The following is a 26,431-nucleotide window of genomic DNA, read 5'->3' as shown; positions in this document are numbered from 1 at the left end:
GTCCCCTTTTGTGTGGAATAAGCGACAGCAACAATGTTGATGATTACCTCTTTTGCTAACCCCCGCGTGGCGCAGGCGTTTGTCGATTACATGGCGACGCAGGGTGTTATCCTCACGATTCAGCAACATAACCAAAGCGATGTCTGGCTGGCGGATGAATCCCAGGCCGAACGTGTGCGGGCGGAGCTGGCGCGTTTTCTCGAAAACCCGGCTGATCCGCGTTATCTCGCCGCCAGCTGGCAGTCAGGCCATACCGATAGTGGCCTGCATTATCGCCGTTATCCTTTCTTTGCTGCCTTGCGTGAACGTGCTGGCCCGGTAACCTGGGTGATGATGATCGCCTGCGTGGTGGTGTTTATCGCCATGCAAATCCTCGGCGATCAGGAAGTGATGTTATGGCTGGCCTGGCCATTTGATCCGACACTGAAATTTGAGTTCTGGCGCTACTTCACCCATGCGTTAATGCACTTCTCACTCATGCATATCCTCTTTAACCTGCTCTGGTGGTGGTATCTTGGCGGCGCGGTGGAAAAACGTCTCGGTAGCGGTAAGTTAATTGTCATTACGCTAATTAGCGCCCTGTTAAGCGGCTATGTGCAGCAAAAATTCAGTGGGCCGTGGTTCGGTGGACTTTCTGGCGTGGTTTATGCGCTGATGGGCTACGTCTGGCTGCGCGGCGAGCGCGATCCGCAAAGTGGCATTTACCTGCAACGTGGGTTAATCATCTTTGCGCTAATCTGGATTGTCGCCGGATGGTTTGATTTGTTTGGGATGTCGATGGCGAACGGAGCACACATCGCCGGGTTAGCCGTAGGTTTAGCGATGGCTTTTGTTGATTCGCTTAATGCGCGAAAACGAAAATAATTCCAGGGACTTGTAAATGAAACAAACACAACGTCACAACGGTATTATCGAACTGGTTAAACAGCAAGGTTATGTCAGCACCGAGGAACTGGTGGAGCACTTCTCCGTCAGCCCGCAGACTATTCGTCGCGACCTCAATGAACTGGCGGAGCAAAACCTGATCCTGCGCCATCATGGTGGTGCGGCGCTGCCTTCCAGTTCGGTTAACACGCCGTGGCACGATCGTAAAGCCACCCAGACCGAAGAAAAAGAGCGTATTGCTCGCAAAGTGGCGGAGCAAATCCCCAACGGCTCCACGCTGTTTATCGATATCGGCACCACGCCGGAAGCGGTGGCGCACGCGCTGCTCAATCACAGCAATTTGCGCATTGTCACCAACAATCTCAACGTTGCTAACACGCTGATGGTAAAAGAGGATTTTCGCATCATTCTTGCCGGTGGCGAATTACGCAGCCGTGACGGCGGGATAATCGGTGAAGCGACGCTCGATTTTATCTCCCAGTTCCGCCTCGACTTTGGCATTCTCGGGATAAGCGGTATTGACAGCGACGGCTCGCTGCTGGAGTTCGATTACCACGAAGTTCGCACCAAACGCGCCATTATTGAGAACTCGCGTCACGTGATGCTGGTTGTCGATCACTCGAAATTTGGCCGTAACGCAATGGTCAATATGGGCAGTATCAGCATGGTTGATGCCGTCTACACCGACGCCCCGCCGCCTGCGGGCGTGATGCAAGTGCTGGCGGACCACCATATTCAGCTGGAGCTGTGCTGATCCTGCACTTCCTCCCACGTCAGACCAAAACGCGCCAGGTATTTGCGTAGCCGATCCGCGTCGTTGACGCTGGCTTTGCCCTGGCGCGAAACGTCAAAAAGCTGACGTCCGGCAGCAGAAAGCGACTTTGCCTGGCGGCAGATAGCGATAACGTGTTCCAGTTGCAGTCTGTCAAAAAGGTCGATGTTTTCCGCCTCTGCGCCCAACAGTTGTGTAAGCGCCGAAGGATGACTTTCCTGCCAGTTATAGCGCAGACGATTAATCTCATCTTCTACGGTTTTAAGAGTGATTCGTCCACTTTCGGCAAACGTCGCCATCCGCGTAACGCTGGCAGAAAGTTCGCGAAAATTACCGCGCCATGTCGCCTGAGGCGATGTCGCAAAAGCCAGCCAGGCGCGCCGCGCTTCGGTGTTAAAGCGTACGTGGTCGCCAGTGAGCGAGGCGTGGCGCTCTACTTCATAATCCAGATTAGGTTCGATATCTTCCTGGCGCTGGCGTAGCCCTGGCAGGGTGAAGGTCCAGAGATTAATCCGTGCATACAGGTCTTCGCGAAACTTGCCTTCGGCAACCAGCTGGCGTAAATCGCGCACCGTACCGGCGATAAGCTGAAAATCACTGCTCACCTGGCGATCGCTGCCAAACGGGTAAAAGGTTTTCTCTTCAATGGCTTTCAGCAGCATTGCCTGTTCGTCCGCGCCCAGTTCGCCAATCTCATCGAGAAACAACATCCCGCCGTTGGCGCTACGTAGCAGCCCTTCCCGTGATTCCCGCGCCCCGGTGAACGCGCCTTTCACATGACCAAATAGCGCCGACATGGCGGTATCACCGCGCAAGGTGGCGCAGTTCACTTCCACAAACGCGCCGCTAAACTGATGCCGCGCCTGTTTTAACTCGAAGATGCGTCGCGCCAGAAACGACTTACCCGCACCAGTAGGGCCGTTAAGCAGAATTGGCGCGCGGGATTTGATCGCCACTTTTTCGATCTGCTCAATCATGCGGTTAAAGAGGGGGTTACGCGTAGCGATACCGGATTTGAGGAAATCGAGGGTTTGCTGGCGTTCTTCGGCAAAGCGGCTGGCGATAGCGTTATAACGGCTTAAATCGAGATCGATAATCGTCACTTCACCTGCGCTGCGCGGTTGTTCTTTTTTGCGCGGTGGTGAAGATTGTATCAAACGGGCGGGCAAGTAACGGGCTTCCGCCAGCAGAAACCAGCAAATCTGCGCGACGTGGGTGCCGGTGGTGATGTGAATTAAATAGTCTTCTTTATCAGGTTTAAAAGCGTAATGCCGGGCGAAATCATGCAGGCAGGCGTAAACCTCTTCGAAATCCCACGGGTTATGCAGTTCAATCTCAACGCCTACCACTTCTGTTTCTGGCGAAACGCTGGCGATATCGCGTTTAAGCGTTTCAAATAGCGAGCGCGAGCGGGCGTCATGCAACAATTCCAGCCGATCGATGACTAACGATTCTTGCTGGCATAAACAGAGCGTCGGGCGCCATTTTGACCAGCGTTGACTGCCGCGCCCGGCATAATCCAGCACGGTTCCGACAAAGCCAAAAGCCACTGTTTTACGCATCTTAGATATCCTTATAAAAGACGATATTTCATTATCGGTTAAGTGACTTTATAGAAAATCTCCGTTTACGGACTTTGTACTTTTAATTAAATAAAAACAAACAATTATAAAATTAATTCGCTGATTTAATTTTCTGGCACGACGGTTGCAATTATCAGGACAGCAAACAACGAAAAGAGAAAAACATAATGAATTACGAATTACTGACCACTGAAAATGCCCCGGTAAAAATGTGGACCAAAGGCGTACCGGTAGAAGCCGATGCGCGTCAGCAACTTATTAATACGGCGAAGATGCCGTTTATTTTCAAACATATTGCGGTAATGCCTGACGTGCACCTGGGTAAAGGTTCCACCATTGGTAGCGTGATCCCAACGAAAGGGGCGATTATTCCGGCGGCGGTGGGGGTGGATATCGGTTGTGGAATGAACGCGCTGCGTACCGCGTTAACGGCAGCGGACCTGCCTGAAAACCTGGCGGAGCTGCGTCAGGCGATTGAAACTGCCGTGCCGCACGGGCGTTCCAATAATCGTAGCCGTCGTGATAAAGGCGCATGGGAAAATCCGCCTGTTAACGTCGACGCTAAATGGGCCGAGCTGGAAGCCGGTTATCAGTGGTTAACGCAAAAATATCCGCGTTTCCTTAATACCAATAACTACAAACATCTGGGAACGCTGGGAACGGGTAACCACTTTATTGAAATCTGCCTAGATGAGTCTGACCAGGTGTGGATTATGCTGCACTCTGGTTCACGCGGAATCGGTAACGCCATCGGGACGTACTTTATCGATCTGGCACAAAAAGAGATGCAGGAAACGCTTGAAACGTTGCCGTCGCGTGATCTGGCGTACTTTATGGAAGGTACGGAATACTTTGATGATTACCTGAAAGCCGTGGCCTGGGCGCAATTATTCGCAAGTCTTAACCGCGATGCGATGATGGAAAACGTGGTAACGGCGTTGCAGAACATTACGCAGAAAACGGTGAGACTGCCGCAAACGCTGGCGATGGAAGAGATTAACTGTCACCACAACTATGTGCAAAAAGAGCAGCACTTTGGCGAAGAAATCTATGTAACGCGTAAGGGCGCGGTGTCTGCGCGTGCCGGGCAGTACGGAATTATTCCCGGTTCGATGGGAGCGAAAAGCTTTATCGTCCGTGGGCTGGGAAATGAAGAGTCATTCTGTTCGTGTAGCCACGGTGCCGGGCGGGTAATGAGCCGTACCAAAGCGAAAAAACTGTTCAGCGTGGAAGATCAAATTCGTGCCACCGCTCATGTGGAATGCCGTAAAGATGCCGAAGTGATCGACGAAATTCCGATGGCGTATAAAGATATTGATGCGGTGATGGCGGCACAAAGCGATCTGGTGGAAGTTATCTACACCCTGCGTCAGGTGGTGTGCGTAAAAGGATAAATGATGAAAAGGATGATTGCGCTGGATGGCGCACAAGGCGAAGGTGGCGGGCAGATCCTGCGCTCGGCGCTGAGTCTGTCGATGATAACCGGCCAGCCATTTACCATCACCGGCATTCGTGCCGGGCGGGCGAAACCGGGGCTGTTGCGCCAGCATCTGACCGCAGTAAAGGCGGCGACGGAAATTTGCGGGGCAACGGTAGAAGGCGCGGAACTGGGGTCGCAACGTCTGGTCTTCCGGCCCGGCACCGTGCGCGGCGGCGATTACCGCTTTGCTATCGGTAGCGCCGGAAGTTGTACGTTGGTGCTGCAAACGGTGCTGCCCGCGCTGTGGTTTGCCGATGGGCCATCGAGTGTTGAAGTGAGCGGAGGCACCGATAACCCGTCGGCGCCGCCTGCGGATTTTATCCGCCGGGTGCTGGAGCCGCTGCTGGCGAAAATAGGAATTCATCAGCAAACCACATTATTACGCCACGGTTTTTACCCTGCCGGAGGCGGCGTGGTGGCAACGGAAGTCTCGCCCGTGGCATCGTTTAACACCTTGCAACTTGGCGAGCGCGGGAACATTACGCGCCTGCGTGGTGAGGTGTTATTAGCTGGCGTGCCGCGCCATGTTGGTGAGCGTGAAATCGCTGCGCTGGCAGCGAGTTTTTCTCTGCATGAGCAGAATATTCATACCCTGCCGCGCGACCAGGGGCCAGGTAATACCGTCTCGCTTGAGGTCGTTAGTGAAAATATTACCGAACGCTTTTTTGTCGTCGGTGAAAAACGTGTCAGTGCCGAAGTGGTAGCCGCGCAGTTGGTGAAAGAGGTGAAACGTTACCTGGTAAGCCCGGCGGCGGTGGGGGAATATCTCGCTGACCAGCTTGTGTTACCGATGGCGCTGGCGGGCGCGGGAGAGTTTACGGTCGCCCATCCTTCATGCCATCTGCTGACCAATATCGCCGTGGTGGAGCGTTTCTTGCCGGTGCGGTTTGGTCTGATAGAAACAGACGGCGTAACGCGGGTTAGCGTTGAATGATGTAAAGATGTAAGCCGGATCCGACGCGTTATCCGGCAAACTCACACTCCATACCCCATCATCTTCAACAGTTTCTGTGCATGTTGCACGGCAGCCTGACGATGGGCCACGCCGAGTTTCTGATACAGATTACGGATATGCGTCTTGATGGTGGTCGCCGCCACTTCCAGCTCGCCTGCAATTTGTTCGTTACTGTAACCGGAGTAAATCAGCCCCAGTACCTGCCATTCGCGTTGGGTTAGCGGACTGGTACGGATCAATTCTGGTACTTCCGGATGATTTAGCAGACGTTCAACGAAACTCTCATCGAAATGGGCGAATTTATGTCGATGATGTTGATTTATTTTCCGCAGAATACGCTGCGCGCGGTGCTGTTCCAGTTCCGGCAGCGTATTGAGCTGAATCAGCTGACGTAACTGCTGCGCCATCGCTTCGCCTTCAATTACAAAATGGCTGATAAATCCGGTGCGATTCGCCAGTTTTAATGCATCCAGCAATACTCGCTGGGCGTCGCTTTTACGCCCGGCTTGCCAGTACAACTGATTGAGTAAAAGCAGGTTACGGTTGAGATCGCTCATTAACCGCAGACTGCGGGCATTTTCGTTCAGTTCTTCGAGGACTATTTCCGCAGGTTCAAACTCGCCCAGCAAGATTTGTGCGCGGGCAATGTTGCGCCATTGACCTTGCAGGAAGTGGTTGTTAGCAAACTCCGGTTTGGCTGTGTGACGCAACCAGTTGGCAGCAGCCGCTTTATCGCCGGTCATCTGCCAGTAAATCACGCGAACTTTGTTGGCGTTAGAGATCCAGTCGCTGTGGTATTTGCCATTTCCCAGCAGGTTTTCCAGACGGTTTAGCTGGCTACGGGCATTATCTAAATCGCCACGGGCCAGCGAGCATTGAATTAACATTGCCAGGCACTGAAGCTGTTGCTGCGGCTGATAAGATGACAAGACTTCAATCCCGCTTCGCGCCGAGGCTTCTGCTTCATCCAGCCGCGCCCAGGCCCATAGCAACTGTGCACGGATGCGCACCAGAAACTCATGCATCGGCAACTGTTCCAGATGCTGCTCGTTAATCAACTGGAACGCTTTTTCCTGCGTTTCCCACGCAGTTTGCAAGAACCCCTGGGCAAACAGAATTTCACTTTGCTGGATTAAACTCCACAAGGCGTAGTGCCAGACATCATGCTGACGCGCCATTTGCTCGGTTTGCTGCATAAGCGCCAGCGAGCGGGTAAGTTCACCTTTACAGTGCAACACTTCGCCAAGTACGGAGGTCGCGACAATGCGACTGTAGAACCAGCCCGGAGGCAGTTCTTCCAGTGCCTGTTTTGCCAGCCGTTCGGCTTCTTCCGGATTACCGTCGTTAATGGCGACCTGGGCGCGCAGAGCGTTAAATTCTGCGTGCATGGTGCCTTCTCTGATGCCCTGGATTTCGTGTTCGGCTCGTGCCAGCAGGGTATTTACTTCGCCGTAGCGATGCTGACTTTGCATCAACCAGGCCTGCAACAACACCAGTTGCGGATTTTCCAGCAGACTGTCCCACGGCAGGGCTTTGAGTGACTCTTCCAGCAGCGAAAGTTCACTGTGGTTGAACAGGCTCCAGGCATGATTAAGCAGAATATCGCGCAGCATTAGCGCGTCGCCCGCGGCCAGTGCATGATGGATGGCTTCGCTTGGGAAGCCCTGAGTCATCCAGCTTTCTGCGGCGGCACGATGAATTTCGGGCAGTTCCGCCGCCAGTTCCCACTGGCAGCGCTGGCGCAGGAAGTTGCCAAACAATGGGTGATAGCAGAACCACTCGCCGGTATCATCCATCCGTTGCAAAAACAGCCCCTGACGCTCAATCTCTTCAAGGCGCATTTGCCCGTTTTCTTCGCCGGTAACACGGGTGATGAGTGCATCGTTCATTGAACGCAAAATGGCGCTTTTCAACAGAAAATGGCGCGTCGCCAGATCAACGTTATCCAACACTTCATCGACCAGATAATCAGAAAGATGACTGGCATTAATGCCCGCCAGGCGGCGTGCAGATTTGTGCGCAGAGTGGGTATTCTGCCGGACGGAGAGGGCGATTAATTGTAAAGCCGTTGCCCAGCCAGAAACGTCATCGCAAATCCGGCTACTTTCAGCGGCTTCAATGGGTGAAGACAGACGGCAATCAAAAAACTGCTTGGCTTCCTGGTGGGTAAATGCCAGTTGCTGGCTGCCAATTTCCAGCAGTTGGTCACGTACACGCAAATTGGCAATACCCAGTTGCGGAAGATTTCGCGATAAAACCACCAGGGTCAGATTTTCCGGCTGATGGCGAATAAAGAAGCGCATTGACTCGTGAATCACGGGGTTAGTGATCAGATGATAATCGTCAATAACCAGGTAGAGCGGCTGGTGCCATTCTGCCAGTTCGATAAACAGTTGGGCAAAAAGTGAGGATAGATTGGCATATTGCCGCTTTTGCGCCATCACTTCACTGGCGGGGCAATGCCCGTTGGTTGCCTGTTGAATTGCGGCAATCAGGTAGCTGGCGAACCGCTCTTGCTGGTTATCGCCGTCATCCAGCGAGTACCAGCCCAAATCGTTTTTGCCTGCCGCCCATTGGGATATGAGCGTTGTCTTTCCGTAGCCCGCAGGGCTTGTGATCAGCACCAGCCTGAAGTTGTTCGCGCCGGAAAGTTTAGCCAGCAGGCGTTCACGAACCACGGTATGGTCGAGTCGAACCGGGCGACTTAATTTTGACGGAATCAGCATAGTTAATCACTTCACTGTGGAAATTGAGGAAATATTATTTTTTTTGCGCTTCGTAATTAATGGTTATAAGGTCGGCCAGAAATCTGTGCAATGCAAGCGATGACGGTTTTTTATGTGTCTGAATTTGCACTCTGTCACAATTCAAAACCTTTATTAATGATTCACCTAAAAACTACGCTGATACAGCGTAGATACTGGATCTTATGGTGTTTTCTCGTGATTCAAAAGCGTTATTAAAGCAATGATGCTTCCTTAATTCATGATGAAAGGTCTATCTAAAAAGATGAACTTAATAAATCTATTAAGAATGAAATGAATCACGATTGGTATTTCATTACTGAAACTATTTCGCTGCTTTACTTGATTTATAGAGTGACTTTCCGCTTTTTGATAATACGCAATGGCCCTTTCTTACTGTTAATCGTCGGTTTTCTGCGTTCTTTGGCACTGGGTCGATGCTTTTGCAGTTGATTGCACTACCTTTAAGTGGTCGCGATCACATTTTCTTGCTCATCCCCGTCACTCCTCCCCGCCTAATCCCCCGTAGGATGAGGAAGGTCAACATGGAGCCTGGCAAACTAACGATAACGTTGTGTTTAATGTCTAAGAAAACTGGAACTCCTATGTCACAACCCATTTTTAATGAAAAGCAATTTCAGGAAGCCCTGTCACGTCAATGGCAGCGTTATGGTTTAACTTCTGCAGCTGAGATGACCCCTCGTCAGTGGTGGCAGGCAGTGAGTGAAGCTCTGGCGGAAATGTTGCGTGCCCAGCCTTTTGCCAAACCGACGGCGAATCAGCGCCATGTCAACTACATCTCAATGGAGTTTTTGATTGGTCGTCTGACGGGCAACAACCTGTTAAATCTCGGTTGGTATCAGGCTGTTCAGGATTCGCTGAAATCCTATGACATCAACCTGACAGATCTGCTGGAAGAAGAGACTGACCCGGCGTTGGGCAACGGCGGTCTGGGCCGTCTGGCGGCATGTTTCCTCGACTCAATGGCGACCGTCGGACAGTCCGCAACAGGCTATGGCCTGAACTATCAATATGGTTTGTTCCGTCAGTCATTTGTTGACGGTCAACAGATGGAAGCGCCAGATGACTGGCATCGCGGTAACTATCCGTGGTTCAGCCATAATGAAGCGCTTGATGTGCAGGTTGGGATTGGTGGCAAGGTCACGAAAGACGGACGTTGGGAGCCTGCATTTACCATTACCGGCCAGGCGTGGGATTTGCCTGTACTGGGCTACCGAAACGGTGTGGCGCAGCCGCTGCGTTTATGGCAGGCGACGCATGCGCATCCGTTTAACCTCACCAAATTCAACGACGGCGATTTCCTGCGTGCTGAACAACAGGGCATCGACGCTGAAAAACTGACCAAAGTTCTCTATCCAAACGACAACCACACCGCGGGTAAAAAACTGCGTCTGATGCAGCAATATTTCCAGTGTGCCTGTTCGGTAGCAGATATTCTGCGCCGTCATCATCTGGCGGGGCGTAAGTTGCACGAACTGGCAGATTACGAAGTCATTCAGCTCAACGATACCCACCCAACTATCGCTATTCCAGAACTGCTGCGCGTGCTGATTGATGAGCATCAGATGAGCTGGGATGACGCCTGGGCTATCACCAGCAAAACTTTCGCTTACACCAATCATACCCTGATGCCAGAAGCACTTGAGTGCTGGGATGAAAAATTGATTAAAGCGCTGCTGCCGCGCCATATGCAGATAATCAATGAAATTAACAACCGCTTTAAGAAACTGGTGGAAAAAAACTGGCCTGGCGACAAAGCGGTTTGGGCGAAACTGGCGGTGGTACATGACAAACAAGTTCGCATGGCCAATATGTGCGTGGTAAGCGGTTTCGCGGTGAACGGTGTAGCGGCGCTGCACTCGGATCTGGTGGTGAAAGACTTGTTCCCGGAATATCACCAGCTGTGGCCGAACAAATTCCATAACGTTACAAACGGCATTACCCCACGTCGCTGGATCAAACAGTGCAACCCGGCACTGGCGGCGCTGCTCGATAAATCGCTGAAAAAAGAGTGGGCTAATGATCTCGATCAGCTGATTGATCTGGAAAAATTCGCGGATGACGCGAAATTCCGCCAGCAATATCGCGAGATCAAACAGGCGAATAAAGTGCGTCTGGCGGAGTTTGTGAAAGTCCGTACCGGTATTGAAATCAATCCTCAGGCGATTTTCGATATACAGATCAAACGCCTGCACGAGTACAAACGCCAACACCTGAACCTGCTACATATTCTGGCACTGTACAAAGAGATCCGCGAGAACCCACAAGCCGATCGCGTGCCGCGCGTGTTCCTGTTCGGAGCGAAAGCGGCACCGGGCTACTACCTGGCGAAGAACATTATCTTTGCGATCAACAAAGTGGCAGATGTGATCAACAACGATCCACAGGTGGGCGACAAGCTGAAGGTCGTGTTCCTGCCAGACTATTGTGTATCTGCGGCGGAAATGCTGATCCCGGCGGCGGATATCTCCGAACAGATCTCCACCGCAGGTAAAGAAGCTTCTGGTACTGGCAATATGAAACTGGCGCTTAACGGTGCGCTCACTGTCGGTACGCTGGATGGTGCAAACGTAGAGATTGCTGAGAAAGTCGGTGAAGAGAACATCTTTATCTTCGGTCATACCGTCGAGCAGGTTAAGGCGCTGAAAGCGAAGGGCTACGACCCGGTAAAATGGCGGAAGAAAGATAAGGTCCTAGATGCGGTATTGAAAGAGCTGGAAAGCGGCAAATATAGCAATGGCGATAAACACGCTTTTGACCAGATGCTGCATAGTATCGGCAAACAAGGCGGCGATCCGTATCTGGTAATGGCGGACTTTGCGGCTTATGTCGAAGCGCAAAAACGCGTGGATGTGCTGTACCGCGACCAGGAGGCCTGGACTCGCGCGGCGATCCTCAATACCGCTCGCTGCGGTATGTTCAGCTCGGATCGCTCAATCCGTGATTATCAGGCTCGTATCTGGCAGGCAAAACGCTAAGGAAGCGCGATGGAAAGCAAACGTCTGGACAAAGCCGCGTTGGCGGCGGGGATCAGCCCCAATTACATCAATGCCCACGGAAAACCGCAGTCGATTAGCGCCGAAACCAAACGGCGTTTGCTTGATGCGATGCATCAAAGTGCCGCCACGAAAGTGGCGGTAACACCAGTGCCAAATGTCATGGTGTATACCGCCGGGAAAAAAATGCCAATGGCGGTAGAGGGCAGCGGCGAATATAGCTGGCTGCTGACCACCGAAGAAGGAACGCAGTACAAAGGTCATGTGAGCGGTGGTAACGCGTTCAATCTACCGGCAAAACTGCCGGAAGGTTATCACACGCTGACGCTTGCTCAGGATGAACAGCGTGCTCATTGTCGGGTGATTGTCGCACCTAAACGCTGCTACGAACCGCAGGCTTTGCTCAACAAGCAAAAGCTGTGGGGCGCTTGCGTTCAGCTTTATACGCTGCGCTCGGAAAAAAACTGGGGCATTGGCGATTTTGGCGATCTCAAAGCGATGTTGGTGGATGTGGCAAAACGCGGTGGATCGTTTATCGGCCTGAATCCGATTCATGCGCTGTACCCGGCAAACCCGGAAAGCGCCAGCCCATATAGCCCGTCATCTCGCCGTTGGCTGAACGTGATTTATATCGACGTCAACGCCGTTGAAGATTTTCAGCTTAGTGAAGAGGCACAGGCCTGGTGGCAGATGCCGACCACGCAACAGACGCTGCAACAGGCGCGGGATGCCGACTGGGTCGATTACTCTACCGTCACCGCACTGAAAATGACGGCGCTGCGGATGGCGTGGAAAGTCTTCGCGCAACGTGATGATGAACAAATGGCAGCATTTCGCCAGTTTGTAGCTGAACAGGGCGACAGCCTGTTCTGGCAGGCGGCGTTTGACGCGCTACATGCCCAACAAGTGAAAGAAGATGAAATGCGCTGGGGCTGGCCAGCATGGCCCGAGATGTATCAGAACGTAGATTCGCCAGAAGTGCGTCAGTTCTGCGAAGAACATCGCAATGACGTCGATTTTTATCTCTGGTTGCAGTGGCTGGCTTACAGCCAGTTTGCCGCCTGCTGGGAGATAAGCCAGGGCCATGAAATGCCCATTGGCTTGTATCGTGACCTGGCGGTTGGTGTAGCAGAAGGTGGAGCAGAAACCTGGTGCGACCGCGAGTTGTATTGTCTGAAAGCGTCGGTTGGCGCGCCACCGGATATCCTCGGCCCGTTGGGGCAGAACTGGGGATTACCGCCGATGGACCCGCATATCATCACCGCGCGCGCCTATGAACCGTTTATCGAGCTGCTGCGCGCCAATATGCAAAACTGCGGCGCGTTGCGAATTGACCATGTGATGTCGATGCTGCGTTTGTGGTGGATACCGTATGGCGAGACGGCGGATCAGGGCGCGTATGTTCACTATCCGGTGGATGATCTGCTCTCTATTCTGGCGCTTGAAAGTAAGCGCCATCGCTGCATGGTAATTGGCGAAGATCTCGGCACCGTACCAGTAGAGATTGTCGGTAAGCTGCGCAGCAGCGGTGTGTACTCCTACAAAGTGCTCTATTTCGAAAGCGATCACGAGAAGACGTTCCGCGCACCAAAAGCGTATCCGGAACAGTCGATGGCGGTCGCGGCGACGCACGACCTGCCTACGCTTCGCGGCTACTGGGAGAGCGGGGATTTAACGCTGGGCAAAACGCTGGGGCTGTACCCGGATGAAGCCGTGCTGCGCGGTTTGTATCAGGATCGCGAACTGGCGAAGCAAGGGCTACTGGATGCACTGCATAAATACGGTTGTCTGCCTAAACGCGCTGGGCATAAGGCGTCGCTAATGGCGATGACGCCGACGCTTAATCGTGGTTTGCAGCGCTACATTGCCGACAGTAACAGCGCTCTGTTAGGGCTACAGCCGGAAGACTGGCTGGATATGGCGGACCCGGTGAATATCCCCGGCACCAGCTACCAGTACAAAAACTGGCGACGTAAGCTTTCTGCAACGCTTGAGACGATGTTTGCCGATGATAGTGTGAACAAGTTGATTAAGGATCTGGACAAGCGGCGCAGGTTGGTCGCGAAGAAGTAATTGAGGAAGTGCCTGGTACACGTTGCCAGGCTTTTTTTTCAAGGAAAAAAGTTATGGACATATCAGTCAAAGCAGACCTTGAAGATAAGATAAAACAAAAATATACGATTGGGGATTATGAATTTGATGCAGTAAATAAATGCTTTTGGGGTGATGCAGAAATCGAATTGTATCTCTATGAAGTAGATACAGATATCTGGCGAAGCTGCGATGTATGGTATTTTGATGGCTATGAAAATCAATTATCCGATCATGAGACCGAAGATCTTGTTTTCTTTGGTGATAAGGCTTCTGTAAAGAGTAAAGCCATTGAAAAATTTAATGAAAATCCAACGGAGTTTATGGGGTACAAGATATTTTATAGAAATATAGCCATTGTCTTCGAAACGCGAAGGCACCTGTTATAAGCGACGCAGAGTGGCAGCGAAGAAGAAGTAGAGTGCGGTTGATGCCGGATGCGCCACATCCGGCAGTCAGTGTTATCAAATCACCATATTCAGCAGCAGACAGCCTACCAGACCGCACACCGAGATAATGGTTTCCAGCATCGACCAGGACTTAATGGTCTCGCCGATAGTCAGGTTAAAGTACTCTTTGAACAGCCAGAAGCCTGGATCGTTCACGTGCGAGAAAATCACACTACCGGAACCAACCGCAATAACCATCAGCTCTGGGCTAACGCCTGTCGTTGCAATCAGCGGCGCAGCGATACCACCCGCAGTGATTGCCGCAACGGTTGCGGAACCCAGCGCGATACGCAGTACGGCAGCAATCGACCAGGCCATCAGCAGCGGAGAAATGTTGGTTTCGTGCATCATGGAAGCAATGTATTTGTCCACGCCGCTGTCTACCAGCACCTGCTTGAACGCACCGCCACCACCGATGATCAACAGCATCATCGCAATGATTTTGATGGAAGAAACCAGCGTGTCGTTAATCTGATCCATTGAACGACCACGGTTCAGACCAAAGGTGAACATCGCGATCAGCACGGCAATCAGCGTTGCCATTACTGGGTCACCGAGGAACTCCGCCACCGGCAGGAAAGCGTGACCTTTCGGCAGGATCATTTCGGCAATTGCACGCATCGCCATCAGCACAACCGGCACCAGAGAGGTCCAGACGCTGACGCCAAAGCTCGGCATCTCTTCTTCGCTAAAGGTTTTCGCGCTGTACAGACCTTCCGGAATTGGCTTATCGATACCTTTCAGCACGCGAGCGTAAACCGGACCCGCGAGAATAACGGTCGGGATTGCCAGAATGGTGCCGTACAGCAGGGTTTTACCCATATCGGCATTGAAAATGGTGGCAATCGCAGTCGGGCCCGGATGCGGCGGCAGGAAGCCGTGGGTCACAGACAGTGCAGCCGCCATTGGTACACCAACATACAGCAGTGGAATATTTGCAGCAGCAGCGATAGTGAACACCAGAGGCAGCATCAGTACGAAGCCTACTTCATAGAACAGGGCAAAACCGACGGTAAAACCGGTTAATACCACTGCCCACTGGATGTGTTTTTTACCAAATTTGGCAATCAGCGTGGTGGCGATACGTTGTGCGCCGCCACAGTCTGCCAGCATTTTGCCCAGCATCGCACCAAAGCCCATGATCAGGGCAAGGCTACCGAGCGTCCCGCCGACACCGGCTTTGATAGAGCCAATAACTTTATCCAGCGGCATCCCTTGCATTAATCCAACAGCAAGCGCCACCAGGACGAGAGCGATGAAGCCGTTCATTTTGAAGCGGATCATCAGGAGTAATAACAAGATTACACCGATAGCAACAATGACTAATGGCATGATTTACCTGGCCTTTAATTTGTTATGGGTAACGTCAGGTTTCTGACGACAAATCCTGGTTGTCCCAACTGGGAACAGAGATATAACGGCACCACGGCTGATGACCCCTAAAACGTATTAGTGTAGTCAGATGTTATGAGTGTGTTTGGTGCCCATGCGAATGATACGGGTAACATTGTGTGCTTGAGAATCACCAGAGCGGGGTAAATTTAAATTATGAGAGGTTGGTCATATTATCGCGGGGAAACTTAGGGATTGGATTTGCCGAGGCAATGTAGCGCTAACGCCTGACAGACGGCCCGATAAGACGCTTTAGCGTCGCATCGGGCAATCTACAAAAGAGAGGATAATTTAGTAGTAAGAGTGTTCGCCGCGCTGGTGTTCTGTGAGATCGCGGACACCTTTCAGTTCCGGGAATTCGTTCAGCAACTGCTTTTCGATCCCTTCTTTCAGCGTTACATCGACCATTGAACAACCGTTACAGCCGCCGCCAAATTGCAGAATGGCGTAGCCGTCTTCGGTGATTTCCATCAGCGAAACGCGACCACCGTGACCGGCAAGTTGCGGGTTGATCTGCGATTGCAGCATATACTCCACACGCTCCATCAGAGGCGCGTCGTCAGCCACTTTACGCATTTTGGCGTTCGGGGCTTTCAGCGTCAGCTGAGAACCCAACTGGTCGGTAACAAAGTCGATCTCTGCATCTTCCAGGTATGGCGCGCTCAACTCATCAACATACGCAGTCAGCAGGTCAAATTTCAGGGCGGTGTCGGTGGCTTCCACAGCGTCCGGCGGACAATAAGAAACGCCACATTCAGCGTTAGGCGTGCCGGGGTTAATCACAAATACGCGGATTTGTGTCCCTTCTTCCTGGTTTGCCAGCAGTTTGGCAAAGTGCGCTTGTGCAGCATCGGAAATACGGATCATAGTAATGGCCTAATAGTTGACTATTTTAGTTGGTTATAATACGCCCATCATCGAGGCTCTACAAGGTTCGACAAAGGCACCAGACCTGGACAGTCGCCGCACCATTGCGTAAAAGCAACTGCGCAATCTCTGCGACGGTACTTCCGGTGGTGACGACATCATCCACAATCACCATATGGCGACCTTGCACAGGCAATTCAAGGCGAAAGGCATTTTTCAGGTTGCGCTTGCGCAGACGGGCGCTGAGAAAATGCTGGGTCGCGGTGGCCCGTGTTCGTGTGACGGCTTCGCTATCCCATTGGCAGTGCAACCAGCGTGATAACGGCTGACACAGCAAATCGCTCTGATTAAATCCCCGACGCCAGTGACGCCGCTGCCATAACGGAACGCTGATGATGCGATCCGGCAGTTGCAACCCGGTGGTGCGACGAGCGTGTAAGACTTCCAATAGTAACAGACGTGCCAGGGCGCTGGCGATTTCACTGCGCCGCGAAAACTTAAGCTGGTGGATAAGCGGGCTTAATGGCGGCGTGTAGTTGGCGACCGTGACCAGTCTTTGCCACGGCGGCGGTTTTTGCAGGCAGCGACCGCAGGGAAGATGTGAGTATGTTGCCGGTAACCCACATTGCGGGCATAACGTTTCATGTTTACGGGCGGCACAAGAGCAGACCGAACAAATTCCCCAATGACCTAACGCCAAAGGCATTCGGCATAGCCAGCATAATCCTGGTACTGTTAGCATATGTTCATCCTTGTTAGTCAAAAGAGAACAATAGCGGATGAATAACATCTGGTGGCAGACCAAAGGTCAGGGGAATGTTCATCTTGTGCTGCTGCACGGATGGGGACTGAATGCCGAAGTGTGGCGTTGCATTGACGAGGAACTTAGCTCGCATTTTACGCTGCACCTTGTTGATCTGCCCGGCTTCGGGCGCAGTCAGGGATTTGGTGCGATGTCGCTTGCTGACATGGCGGAAGTCGTGCTGCAGCAGGCACCGGATAAAGCTATTTGGTTAGGCTGGAGCCTGGGCGGGCTGGTGGCAAGCCAGATTGCGTTAACCCATCCCGAGCGCGTTCAGGCGCTGGTCACCGTGGCGTCGTCGCCGTGTTTCAGTGCTCGTGACGGCTGGCCGGGGATAAAACCGGACGTGCTGGCTGGTTTCCAGCAGCAACTCAGTGAAGATTTTCAGCGTACGGTGGAACGATTCCTTGCGTTACAAACCATGGGGACAGAAACGGCACGCCAGGATGCGCGAGCGCTGAAGAAAACTGTTCTGGCATTACCGATGCCGGAGGTTGACGTGCTCAATGGTGGGCTGGAAATTCTGATAACGGTCGATCTCCGTCAGCCGCTGCAACACGTACCCATGCCGTTTTTACGATTGTATGGTTATCTCGACGGTCTGGTGCCGCGCAAAGTGGTGCCGATGCTGGATGAACTCTGGCCGCACAGCGAGTCATATATCTTCGCCAAAGCGGCCCATGCGCCGTTTATTTCGCATCCGGACGAGTTTTGTCAGCAGCTGGTGGCGTTGACGCAGAGGGTGTAGGCAGCATTTGAAATGGCGAGGCAGAACTTTACTGACTCGCCGCAGCCAACTCTTCTTCTGACACCCCAGTAAAGCGCATGATGTCCGCAAGAGGGACTCCGGACTCAAGCATTATTTTGGCTATATGCAAGGCTTTGGATTGCTCCCCCTCCTGCCGCAATCTTTCCGCAATAGTCATTAAACTCTCCTTGTGTTTTGGTGAATGTTCAGCAACGCCGTCGATAAAATCGTTAAAACGTACCGCATCGCCGGTTTGCAGTATTTGACTTACTCCCAGCCCAAATGGGCGGGGATTCTTGTTTCGCGGAGCCGAACCTAAGCCGCGTTAAGCGGTTTAGGAATTACAGGCTCTCCACAAGCTAACACGGCGAGTCCCGCCGCTTTTATATTACGGGCCGCATTGATATCACGGTCATGATCTGCGCCGCATTCAGGGCAGTGCCATTTCCGCACATCAAGAGGCATTTTTTGCATGGTGAAGCCACAACAGCTACAGCGTTTTGAGGACGGGAAAAATGGGGCGATTGCGACTACTGACCGCCCTGCCCATTCGCCTTTGTACCGGAGCTGGCGCACCAGTTCGCTCCAGCTCGCGTCTGCTATCGCTTTGGATAGCGACGGGTTGCGGATCATGTTTTTCACCTTAAGAGATTCGACGCAAACAACCTGGTTTTCGTTAATCAGTTTGCGGGTTGTCTTGTGCAAGGCATCCAGCCGGCAATCGGCAATTTTCGCGTGGAGTCGGGCCACCTTTAAGCGGGCTTTGGCGCGGTTCTTCGAGCCTTTGGCCTTTTTGCTTAGTCGGCGCTGTAGCAGCGCCAGGCGTGCCGCGTATTTAGCGGTATGGCGGGGATTGCTTTGTCTGAATCCGGCATCAGTGACGAACAAATCTTTTAAACCAACATCAATACCGACCGTTTTAGCAGTGATCGGCAGTGATACAGGTTCAAACTCGCAGAGGCAGGACACGAAATATCGTCCGGCAGCGTCTCTGGAAATGGTGATCGAGGATGGCGCAGACGGTAGAGCGCGACTCCAGCGCACATCTAACGGCGCTTTGCTCTTTGCCATATACAGCTTGCCATCACGGTATTTAAACGCCGTATTCATGAAGGTAGCGGCCTGTTTATGGCGCTTGCTTTTGAATGTCGGGTATTTGGCACGTCCAGCGAAGAAGTTTGAAAACGCTGTTTGTTGGTGACGTATGGCTTGCTGGAGCGGCACGGCTGATACATCGCCCAGCCATGAATATTCTGGCATGGCTTTAATCGCAGTCAGCCGCTTATCGGCTTGAGGATAGCCGATCTTCTCCTGCCGTTCGTACCAGGCGTCAGTGCGCCAGCGGAGAATCGAGTTATAGACAAAACGCACGCACCCGAACGTTTGAGCCAAAAGCTCAACCTGATCGGGTGTTGGATAGAATCTGTATTTATAGGCGCGTTTCATAGTCTTACTAAATACTCTGAAATTTGTAAGTCGTATTAATGAAGGTCAAAAATGTTACGTAGTTACCGCGCTTATATCCCCGCCCGATAGGGCGAGGCTTTACGCGCAATATCGGTAATTAAACAGCCCTTTGATTTGTCTGTCATTAGCGTACCCACTACTTAATAAGCAGGCCATTTGCTCTACCAGCCCCATCAGGTCGCGTTGGCGTATATGTTTTTGAATTAACTCCAGCAACGCCATGCGTCGGTGCAGCATGATTTCATCATCAGGCATGACGGTGACATCAATCAGCGGAAATGCAGAGGCATAGAGCTGTCTCGCCAGTTTGGGGTCGGCGAAACAATCCAGCCAACACAGTGAATAGGGATAGGGGCTTTCAATGCCGTGGTAAAACAACAATGGCACCACCATCGGCAACGTTTTGTATCCGGCATCAAGGTGGTTTTGCATTGCGGCAATGGCGTAACGCATCATGCGAAAAGCGATCAGTTTGTTTGAGGTGCTTTGATGTTCAATCAGACAATAGATATATCCCGGTCCTTGCTCCGTTTTCACCGACCACAGCACGTCGGAATAGCTTTCACGCAGATCGTCATCAATAAAGCTGCTCGACTCCAGCTTGAGGGTTTTCATATCACAGAGCGCGTGAATGGATGCCGGTAAATGGAACGCAAGAAAATCACGCGCCGTGTCTGGTTGGCGTAAAAAGAGTTTGAATAGCGCGTCGTGTGGGGTAGAACTCTGCTTTTTGCTCATGGCGTTCCTTCACCTGTTTTCTTTGAATTCCGCGACTCTACGCGCTGCTCCACATCTACGCATTAGCCAGTTGTCATCCCTGCGAGGCGCTTTCAGAGGAATTTACGCCATGCTGCAAGAGTTGCATTTTTATGGAAAACCGCACGCAAAAAAGCCCGGTTGCAAAAGCATACCGGGCTTTCAAAACAGGCAGTGAAACAAGGTTAACGCAACGCCCACCACTCACGCAGACAGGCTTTGCCTTCCGGGCAGCTTTTACAACTGCCAGAGAGGCAGCCGTCAGGTTCTTCCTGAATCCGCACCGCTTTGCCCATACTTTCCAGCTGTTGCAGCATGGCGTTAATCATTGGCTGTGGAGTGTTCAATGTCTGGCTTATCTGGGCCGCTTCCATACGGCCCCGTAACGCCAGCAAATCACGCACCTGAATGAGCGAAGCCATTGCTGTATCCTTAGTGGCAATCGCCGGTGGTGCTGGCTGCACAGCAACTGCTTACCGATTTGCGCGTTGCCAGCAGTTCGATATCTACCCGGCTACGCGCGCGGCGCAGCAAACCGATAACAACGATGTTAAACAGGATAACCGCCAGAATGCATACCAGACTGTAGGTTGGGTGCTGGCTGTAGCTGGCAACCTGATAGAACAACGTTGCCAGCGAGTAAGCGATATTCAGCCCCCACAGGATGGAGAAGCCCATCCAGCCACGGCTTGATTCACGAGCAATAGCACCCATCACCGAGATGCACGGTACATACAGCAGAACGAAAATCAGATAGCTGTATGCTGCAGCCGCGCTGCCAAATTTTTCATCCATCACGCCCATCGCTCCGGTACCCATTTCGCCGTCTCCTTTGCTGGCTTCAATTGGGTTCATCAGTACGCTAAGACTGAAGGTGTCTTTCAGGCTCTGCCAGGTTTCATCAACCGCGCTGAACAGCTCTTCACCGAGGTTAAATTCTGCCGGATTGAACTCTTCGTCCTGAATATTTTCTGCGGTGTAGAGGGTGTTGAGCGTACCCACCACCACTTCTTTCGCCATTGCGCCCGTGAACAGGCCAACCGTTGCCTGCCAGTTATCTTCATGTACGCCAATCGGTTTGAAGACAGGGGTGATCACACGGCTAACGGAAGCCAGCGCCGAATCGTTGATGTTATCGACGATTTTCCCGCTCAATGAGAAGCTGTTGAAGGCGCTAAGGAAAATGCTGACGATGATGATCACTTTACCTGCGCGCATCACGAAGCCTTTCAGACGCTGCCAGGTCTGGATAATCAGACTCTTAACGTGTGGCACGTGGTAGACCGGCAGTTCCATGACAAACGGCGTCGCTTCACCGCGCATGATGGTGTACTTGAGCATCAGGCCAGTCAGCACCGCCATCACAATACCAAGCATATACAGCGAGAAGACTGCCAGCGCGCCATTCTGTCCGAAGAAGGCTGCTGCAAAGACCGCGAAGATAGCCAGACGCGCGCCGCAGGACATAAACGGGGCCATCATAATGGTCATCAGGCGTTCACGCGGAGCATCAAGAGTTCGTGCACCCATCACCGACGGCACGTTACAACCGAAGCCGACGATCAACGGCACAAAGGATTTCCCCGGCAAGCCCAACGCTTGCATCAAACGGTCCATCACAAATGCCGCGCGCGCCATATACCCTGAGTCTTCGAGGAAGGAGAGGAACAGGTACATCATGCCGATCTGCGGCACCAGCGGCAGCACGGTGTTAATACCACCCCCCAGGCCCTGGGCGAGGAAGATAGTCAGCCAGTCCGGGAAGTGGAGCGTATAGCCAATCCACTGAATACCATGCACAAACAGCGCTACGGAACCAACGTCAAACAACGGCTGTAACGCACCGCCGATGTTGATAGCCAGCAGGAACATCAGGTACATCACAAAGAGGAAGATCGGCAGGCCGAGGAAACGGTTGAGCACGATTTTATCCACTGCCGTGGTGAAGCGACTGGGTTCTGCCGTCAGCGTGTTGCTTACCACATCGCAGATAGCAGCAATACACTGGTAACGCGCATCGGCAATATGCAGTGCCGGATCGTCCATCTCATTACGCAGACGGGCGAGGGCGGCATCCAGATGCTGCGACGCTTCACCGGCGTAAGCGCGGCTGTAAATATCACCTTCCAGCATTTGCAGGCCCAGCCAGCGACGCTGTTTGAGCGGGATGTTGGACGGCATCACTTTTGCCAGTGAGTCGGCTTCGTTGAGCAGCGGCTGGGCGTAATGCACCAGCTCCACATTTTCGTTGGCTTTATAGCGATCGATCGCCAGCTTGAGCGCTTCGATACCGCGGCCACGCGTGGAAACCAGCGGGATCACCGGGCAGCCAAGACGTGCCGACAGCGCATCAATTTCAATACGAATATTTTGCTTCTCGGCAATGTCGAGCATGTTCAGCGCTACGATGCAGGGAATGCCGAGTTCCAGCAGTTGCAGCGTCAGGTAAAGGTTACGCTCAAGGTTTGACGCATCCACCACGTTAATCAGCAGGTCGGCGTCGCCACTCAAAATGTAGTGGCAGGCGATTTGCTCGTCCAACGACGTCTGAGATGAAATGGTGGTCAGAGAATAGGTGCCGGGTAGATCCACCAGCGTGACCTGATGATCGGTGGTAGAGAACAGACCCTCTTTACGTTCGACGGTAACGCCAGCCCAGTTTCCTACACGCTGACGTGCGCCGGTGAGCTGGTTAAATAAGGTTGTCTTGCCAGAATTTGGATTACCAATTAAGCCAATGGTTAATTTTTTCATTGTTATTCTCACTGTATTAACAGGAAACCGCTTCCACTTCTAATAAGGCCAGATCTTTTTTGCGTAATACCAGGCTCACACGACGGGTTTCGATATGAATGGGGTCGCCAAGTGGGGCAACGCGCACCACGTTGAACGAGGAGCCAGGTAACATGCCCAGAGAAAGCAGTTTCTGACGATATGCCGGGCTGATTTCACGGGAAAAGCCAGTGATTTTCCACGCAGTATCTGGAGTGTATTGCATAGGTGCCTACTTGTTTCTCATTAACTGGATAACTACCTCATGGGGCGTTTGACAGCGACATGGGACCAGATGATTTGCCAACGAAGGAGAGATTAAATAATCAACAGTACAATGATAATGAGAATGGTTTCTATCAGCAATACTTAAAATGTGTGCGAATGTTGGTTTAGATAATAATCTGCCTCAATGTTGATGTGGCTCAAGGTTATATCTGGGTCGAAATAAAATTCGAATGGCGAATTATTAAGGTGGGTTAATGTTTGTTTAAGGTTTCAGTTGTTAATGCCGTGATAAATATTGGCGGGAATATGTTGTGCGTTTAGATGTGAAATAAAAATGCAGGAAATAATCTCCTGCATTTTTATGTCAGGCAAGATGCTCGTTGTGAGTTGCCAGATGCGGCGTGAACGCCTTATCTGGCCTACGATTTCGCACAAATTTAAATAACAATGATTGAACCGTAGGCCCGATAAGCTTGCTCATCGGCAAGTTTACGTTTGCCCATCGAGGCGTTTAACGCTTTTTGCCCATTGCTGCTGCCAGCGCATCCATCATTGCGCTATTACCGGCAGTCTGCGCTTCACGACTGCGTGGTTTGGCTGCCGTGCGGCTGTTTTGCGGGCGATCGTTACCGCCGCCGCGACGGGCGTTGGTTTCGCCAGGCTGCTCGTCCAGACGCATGGTCAGGGCGATACGTTTACGCTGAAGATCCACTTCCAGCACTTTCACCTTCACAATGTCGCCCGCTTTCACCACGGTATGCGGATCTTCCACAAACTTGTTCGACAGGGAAGAGATGTGAACCAGCCCGTCCTGATGCACGCCGATATCGACAAACGCGCCAAAGTTAGTGACGTTGGTCACCGCACCTTCGAGGATCATGCCCGGTTGCAGGTCGTTCATTGTCTCGACGCCATCGGCAAACTGAGCGGTTTTAAACTCAGGACGTGGGTCGCGGCCCGGTTTTTCCAGCTCTTTGATGATGTCGGTTACTGTCGGCACACCGAATTTCTCATCGGTAAAGTCAGAGGCTTTCAGGTTACGCAGTTCGCTGCTGTTACCCATCAGATCTTTCAGCGCCTGCTGCGTTGCCGCCAGAATACGTTCCACCACCGGATAGGCTTCCGGGTGAACGGTAGACGCGTCCAGCGGGTTATCGCCGTGGTTAATCCGCAGGAAGCCCGCGCACTGCTCGAAGGCTTTCGGCCCCAGACGGCTCACTTTTAACAGCTGCTGACGGTTCTGGAACTGACCGTTTTCATCGCGCCAGGCAACGATGTTTTGCGCCATCATGCGCGTCAGGCCCGCTACGCGAGTTAACAGCGGAACGGACGCTGTGTTCAGATCGACGCCAACGGCGTTTACACAGTCTTCCACTACCGCATCCAGCTTGCGGGCCAACTGCGTCTGGCTGACGTCGTGTTGATACTGGCCCACGCCGATAGATTTCGGATCGATTTTCACCAGTTCTGCCAGTGGATCCTGCAAACGACGAGCGATAGATACCGCGCCACGCAGAGAAACATCGAGGTCCGGGAACTCCTGTGCCGCCAGTTCGGAAGCGGAGTAAACCGATGCGCCTGCTTCGCTGACGATCACTTTCTGCGCGGTAACTTTCGGGAACTGCTTCTGCACGTCGAGATAGAAACGCTCGGTTTCGCGGGAAGCCGTACCGTTACCGATCGCCACCAGTTCAACATTATGTTTTTCACACAAGGCGGCAACGGTCATCGCCGCTTTTGCGGCCTGTCCGGTGTGTGGATAAATGGTATCGGTTGCGACCAGTTTGCCGGTTGCGTCGACCACCGCCACTTTTACCCCGGTACGCAGACCCGGATCGAGGCCCATCGTCGCACGCAGCCCGGCTGGGGCTGCCATCAGCAGATCGTGCAGGTTACGGGCAAAGACGTTAATTGCTTCATCTTCCGCACGTTCGCGCACGGTACCCATCAGTTCGGTTTCCAGGTGCATCAGCACCTTGATGCGCCAGGTCCAGCTCACCACGCCTTTGCGCCAGCTATCCGCCGGGGCATTGTTCAGGCGCAAGCCGAGGTGGTCCATGATGATTTGCTCGCAATAGCTCTCTTTCGGTGGTTCGTCGAACTGCGGATCGGCATTCAGCGAAAGCTGGAGTACGCCTTCGTTACGACCACGGAACATCGCCAGCGCACGGTGAGAAGGCACCGTTGACAGCGGTTCGTGATGATCGAAATAGTCGCGGAATTTTGCCCCTTCCTCTTCTTTACCGCTCACCACGGTGGACACCAGGTGCGCGTTTTTCCACAGATAATCACGCACTTTAGCCAACAGGGCTGCATCTTCGGCAAAACGTTCCATCAGGATATAACGCGCGCCGTCCAGTGCGGCTTTGGTATCTGCCACGCCTTTATCGGCATCAACATATTGCGCAGCGGCAACTTCTGGCGTGTGTGAAGGATCGTTCCACAGCAGATCAGCCAATGGCTCAAGCCCTGCTTCAATAGCGATTTGCCCGCGGGTACGACGTTTGGGTTTGTAAGGCAGGTAGAGGTCTTCGAGTTCGGTTTTGCTCAAGGTGGCATTGATGGCATTCGCCAGCTCGTCGGTGAGTTTACCTTGCTCAGAAATGGACTTGAGAATAGCCTGACGTCTCTCTTCCAGCTCGCGCAGATATCCCAGACGCGTTTCCAGATTACGCAACTGCGTGTCATCCAGACCGCCGGTGATTTCCTTACGATAACGTGCGATAAACGGCACGGTATTCCCTTCGTCAAGCAGGCGAACGGCGGCTTCAACCTGTTCCGGGCGCGCCTGAATTTCACCCGCAATAATGCGGCAGAACGAATCATTCATCATGGTTTGAGTTCATCTTTTCGGATCAAAAATCAGGGGATAGTTATACGGACTGGCTGGCAAAAATGCCAGCCATTGACAGGAGGTTAAGACTCTTCCTTACGGTTTCACGTATTCGATGGCATTAACATACCAGCTTGCTTCCCCGGCAGGGGTATTCACCACCGCCAGATCGCCCACTTCTTTTTTCAGTAATGCGCGGGCCATCGGGGAATCGATAGAGATGTAATCTTTACGGCCAAAGATTTCATCGTAGCCGACGATACGAAAACGGTGAGTAACGCCATCATCGTTTTCAATCTCTACCCACGCGCCAAAGAAAACTTTGCCTTCCTGCTGGGGCGAGTAATCGACGATTTTGAGATTTTCCATGCATTTAGTGAGATAGCGCACACGACGGTCGATTTCACGCAGGCGCTTTTTATTATACTGATAGTCAGCATTTTCGCTGCGGTCACCCAGACTCGCGGCCCAGGTCACCTTCTTTGTGACTTCCGGGCGCTCTTCGCGCCAGAGATAATTTAGCTCTTGTTTGAGTTTTTCATACCCTTCCCGGGTAACCAGGGGCGTTTTCATCTCGTTGATTCCCTTTG

The 26,431-nt window shown here is 52.5% G+C and carries 19 protein-coding genes and 2 pseudogenes; 8 read left to right on the top strand and 13 right to left on the bottom strand.

Annotated elements, in window-relative coordinates; translation table 11 throughout:
* Positions 1-33: 33 nt before the first annotated feature.
* Both glpG and A9180_RS07740 read left to right on the top strand, forming a co-directional pair.
* The gene (gene glpG / locus A9180_RS07745; protein ID WP_000928734.1) at positions 34-864 is read left to right on the top strand and encodes a rhomboid family intramembrane serine protease GlpG; all 831 of its coding nucleotides are present in this window, start codon (positions 34-36) and stop codon (positions 862-864) included.
* A gap of 16 nt (positions 865-880) precedes the next feature.
* Complete coding sequence (locus tag A9180_RS07740; RefSeq protein ID WP_064527637.1) at positions 881-1,639, top strand: DeoR/GlpR family transcriptional regulator; 759 nt, start codon at positions 881-883, stop codon at positions 1,637-1,639.
* On the opposite strand, the gene rtcR is transcribed toward A9180_RS07740, so the two are convergent.
* Positions 1,621-3,219 (bottom strand): DNA-binding transcriptional regulator RtcR, encoded by a 1,599-nt coding sequence (gene rtcR / locus A9180_RS07735; RefSeq protein ID WP_064527635.1) that lies wholly within the window; start codon positions 3,217-3,219, stop codon positions 1,621-1,623. The two genes, A9180_RS07740 and rtcR, sit on opposite strands and share 19 nt — an antisense overlap.
* 188 nt (positions 3,220-3,407) lie before the next feature.
* Here rtcR and rtcB point away from each other — a divergent pair, with 188 nt between their 5' ends.
* A complete protein-coding gene (rtcB, locus tag A9180_RS07730; RefSeq protein WP_064527633.1) occupies positions 3,408-4,634 on the top strand; it encodes an RNA-splicing ligase RtcB in 1,227 nt (408 codons plus the stop codon).
* Positions 4,635-4,637: 3 nt separating this feature from the next.
* On the top strand, positions 4,638-5,654 hold the full coding sequence (rtcA, locus tag A9180_RS07725) for an RNA 3'-terminal phosphate cyclase (RefSeq protein WP_064527631.1): 1,017 nt from the start codon (positions 4,638-4,640) through the stop codon (positions 5,652-5,654).
* Between the two features lie 41 nt (positions 5,655-5,695).
* On the opposite strand, the gene malT is transcribed toward rtcA, so the two are convergent.
* Positions 5,696-8,401, bottom strand: coding sequence for an HTH-type transcriptional regulator MalT (malT, locus tag A9180_RS07720; RefSeq protein WP_064527630.1), 2,706 nt, complete (start codon positions 8,399-8,401; stop codon positions 5,696-5,698).
* Between the two features lie 623 nt (positions 8,402-9,024).
* Between malT and malP the strand changes: the two genes are divergently transcribed.
* From malP to A9180_RS07705, 3 genes are read left to right on the top strand one after another with little or no spacing between them, the layout of a single operon-like run.
* The gene (gene malP / locus A9180_RS07715; RefSeq protein ID WP_064527629.1) at positions 9,025-11,418 is read left to right on the top strand and encodes a maltodextrin phosphorylase; all 2,394 of its coding nucleotides are present in this window, start codon (positions 9,025-9,027) and stop codon (positions 11,416-11,418) included.
* 9 nt (positions 11,419-11,427) lie between these two features.
* On the top strand, positions 11,428-13,509 hold the full coding sequence (malQ, locus tag A9180_RS07710) for a 4-alpha-glucanotransferase (protein ID WP_064527628.1): 2,082 nt from the start codon (positions 11,428-11,430) through the stop codon (positions 13,507-13,509).
* Positions 13,510-13,562: 53 nt separating this feature from the next.
* Positions 13,563-13,916: a hypothetical protein gene (locus A9180_RS07705; protein WP_064527626.1), complete on the top strand. Its 354-nt coding sequence runs from the start codon at positions 13,563-13,565 to the stop codon at positions 13,914-13,916.
* A gap of 75 nt (positions 13,917-13,991) precedes the next feature.
* Here A9180_RS07705 and gntT read toward each other — a convergent pair whose 3' ends face one another.
* The 3 genes from gntT to gntX form a co-directional block, all read right to left on the bottom strand.
* Complete coding sequence (gntT, locus tag A9180_RS07700) at positions 13,992-15,308, bottom strand: gluconate transporter (protein WP_001131743.1); 1,317 nt, start codon at positions 15,306-15,308, stop codon at positions 13,992-13,994.
* A 351-nt stretch (positions 15,309-15,659) separates the two neighbouring features.
* Positions 15,660-16,235: a Fe-S biogenesis protein NfuA gene (nfuA, locus tag A9180_RS07695; protein WP_000619389.1), complete on the bottom strand. Its 576-nt coding sequence runs from the start codon at positions 16,233-16,235 to the stop codon at positions 15,660-15,662.
* Positions 16,236-16,293: 58 nt separating this feature from the next.
* Entirely contained in the window at positions 16,294-16,977 is a 684-nt protein-coding gene (gene gntX, locus A9180_RS07690; RefSeq protein WP_064527624.1) for a DNA utilization protein GntX, read from the bottom strand.
* Between the two features lie 37 nt (positions 16,978-17,014).
* Between gntX and bioH the strand changes: the two genes are divergently transcribed.
* Positions 17,015-17,785 (top strand): pimeloyl-ACP methyl ester esterase BioH, encoded by a 771-nt coding sequence (gene bioH / locus A9180_RS07685; protein ID WP_064527622.1) that lies wholly within the window; start codon positions 17,015-17,017, stop codon positions 17,783-17,785.
* A gap of 28 nt (positions 17,786-17,813) precedes the next feature.
* Here the strand turns inward: bioH and A9180_RS23855 are convergent.
* The 8 genes and pseudogenes from A9180_RS23855 to greB form a co-directional block, all read right to left on the bottom strand.
* Positions 17,814-18,047 (bottom strand): annotated as a pseudogene (locus A9180_RS23855) (transposase); the annotation flags it as partial.
* Between the two features lie 53 nt (positions 18,048-18,100).
* Complete coding sequence (locus tag A9180_RS07680; protein WP_064527620.1) at positions 18,101-19,231, bottom strand: RNA-guided endonuclease InsQ/TnpB family protein; 1,131 nt, start codon at positions 19,229-19,231, stop codon at positions 18,101-18,103.
* A gap of 114 nt (positions 19,232-19,345) precedes the next feature.
* Positions 19,346-19,990, bottom strand: a pseudogene (locus A9180_RS07675) (Rpn family recombination-promoting nuclease/putative transposase); the annotation flags it as partial.
* 203 nt (positions 19,991-20,193) lie between these two features.
* Complete coding sequence (feoC, locus tag A9180_RS07670; protein ID WP_000157586.1) at positions 20,194-20,430, bottom strand: [Fe-S]-dependent transcriptional repressor FeoC; 237 nt, start codon at positions 20,428-20,430, stop codon at positions 20,194-20,196.
* Positions 20,431-20,440: 10 nt separating this feature from the next.
* The gene (gene feoB, locus A9180_RS07665; protein ID WP_064527618.1) at positions 20,441-22,762 is read right to left on the bottom strand and encodes a Fe(2+) transporter permease subunit FeoB; all 2,322 of its coding nucleotides are present in this window, start codon (positions 22,760-22,762) and stop codon (positions 20,441-20,443) included.
* 16 nt (positions 22,763-22,778) lie between these two features.
* Positions 22,779-23,006, bottom strand: coding sequence for a ferrous iron transporter A (gene feoA / locus A9180_RS07660; RefSeq protein ID WP_001200455.1), 228 nt, complete (start codon positions 23,004-23,006; stop codon positions 22,779-22,781).
* Between the two features lie 513 nt (positions 23,007-23,519).
* Positions 23,520-25,841 (bottom strand): Tex family protein, encoded by a 2,322-nt coding sequence (locus A9180_RS07655; protein WP_064527616.1) that lies wholly within the window; start codon positions 25,839-25,841, stop codon positions 23,520-23,522.
* A gap of 96 nt (positions 25,842-25,937) precedes the next feature.
* Positions 25,938-26,414 carry a transcription elongation factor GreB gene (gene greB, locus A9180_RS07650; protein ID WP_000856744.1) on the bottom strand — a complete coding sequence of 159 codons (477 nt, stop codon included), beginning with the start codon at positions 26,412-26,414 and terminating at the stop codon, positions 25,938-25,940.
* Between the last annotated feature and the right edge of the window lie 17 nt (positions 26,415-26,431).

Source organism: Escherichia sp. B1147, from assembly GCF_001660175.1.
Classification (GTDB): domain Bacteria; phylum Pseudomonadota; class Gammaproteobacteria; order Enterobacterales; family Enterobacteriaceae; genus Escherichia; species Escherichia whittamii.
Note: the sequence above shows the minus strand (reverse complement) of the source record. Positions and strands in the feature narration are given on the sequence as shown.

Coding starts and splice junctions, on each gene's coding strand:
- glpG (WP_000928734.1), top strand. CDS start 34: ATGTTGATGATTACCTCTTTTGCTAACCCCCGCGTGGCGCAGGCGTTT.
- A9180_RS07740 (WP_064527637.1), top strand. CDS start 881: ATGAAACAAACACAACGTCACAACGGTATTATCGAACTGGTTAAACAG.
- rtcR (WP_064527635.1), bottom strand. CDS start 3,219: ATGCGTAAAACAGTGGCTTTTGGCTTTGTCGGAACCGTGCTGGATTAT.
- rtcB (WP_064527633.1), top strand. CDS start 3,408: ATGAATTACGAATTACTGACCACTGAAAATGCCCCGGTAAAAATGTGG.
- rtcA (WP_064527631.1), top strand. CDS start 4,638: ATGAAAAGGATGATTGCGCTGGATGGCGCACAAGGCGAAGGTGGCGGG.
- malT (WP_064527630.1), bottom strand. CDS start 8,401: ATGCTGATTCCGTCAAAATTAAGTCGCCCGGTTCGACTCGACCATACC.
- malP (WP_064527629.1), top strand. CDS start 9,025: ATGTCACAACCCATTTTTAATGAAAAGCAATTTCAGGAAGCCCTGTCA.
- malQ (WP_064527628.1), top strand. CDS start 11,428: ATGGAAAGCAAACGTCTGGACAAAGCCGCGTTGGCGGCGGGGATCAGC.
- A9180_RS07705 (WP_064527626.1), top strand. CDS start 13,563: ATGGACATATCAGTCAAAGCAGACCTTGAAGATAAGATAAAACAAAAA.
- gntT (WP_001131743.1), bottom strand. CDS start 15,308: ATGCCATTAGTCATTGTTGCTATCGGTGTAATCTTGTTATTACTCCTG.
- nfuA (WP_000619389.1), bottom strand. CDS start 16,235: ATGATCCGTATTTCCGATGCTGCACAAGCGCACTTTGCCAAACTGCTG.
- gntX (WP_064527624.1), bottom strand. CDS start 16,977: ATGCTAACAGTACCAGGATTATGCTGGCTATGCCGAATGCCTTTGGCG.
- bioH (WP_064527622.1), top strand. CDS start 17,015: ATGAATAACATCTGGTGGCAGACCAAAGGTCAGGGGAATGTTCATCTT.
- A9180_RS07680 (WP_064527620.1), bottom strand. CDS start 19,231: ATGAAACGCGCCTATAAATACAGATTCTATCCAACACCCGATCAGGTT.
- feoC (WP_000157586.1), bottom strand. CDS start 20,430: ATGGCTTCGCTCATTCAGGTGCGTGATTTGCTGGCGTTACGGGGCCGT.
- feoB (WP_064527618.1), bottom strand. CDS start 22,762: ATGAAAAAATTAACCATTGGCTTAATTGGTAATCCAAATTCTGGCAAG.
- feoA (WP_001200455.1), bottom strand. CDS start 23,006: ATGCAATACACTCCAGATACTGCGTGGAAAATCACTGGCTTTTCCCGT.
- A9180_RS07655 (WP_064527616.1), bottom strand. CDS start 25,841: ATGATGAATGATTCGTTCTGCCGCATTATTGCGGGTGAAATTCAGGCG.
- greB (WP_000856744.1), bottom strand. CDS start 26,414: ATGAAAACGCCCCTGGTTACCCGGGAAGGGTATGAAAAACTCAAACAA.